This is a genomic window from Micromonospora sp. DT62 (genome assembly GCF_049847285.1).
GTDB lineage: Bacteria > Actinomycetota > Actinomycetes > Mycobacteriales > Micromonosporaceae > Micromonospora > Micromonospora reichwaldensis.
On sequence record NZ_JBNCOB010000090.1, the window covers coordinates 1 to 203 of the forward strand.

The 203-nt window shown below is 74.9% G+C and carries 1 protein-coding gene; it reads right to left on the minus strand.

The annotated features are described in order from the left end of the window. The coding region (locus ACPXCB_RS31635; RefSeq protein WP_425879792.1) for an acyltransferase domain-containing protein at positions 1–203 on the minus strand (203 nt) is incomplete at both ends.

Consider the following 203-nt stretch of genomic DNA (forward strand, 5'->3'; position numbering starts at 1 on the left):
ACGGAGTGCGACGCGTAGTCCACCGGGATCAACCGGGCGCGCACCCCGTCGGCCTGGCACGACTCGACCAGGTCGGCAACCGGCTGCGGCGGACCCGACACCACGACGGTGGACGGGCCGTTCACGGCCGCCACCCCGACACCCGGGAACGCCGGCAGCCGCTCGGCCACCGCCTCGGCCGACAGGTCCACCGAGGCCATCGT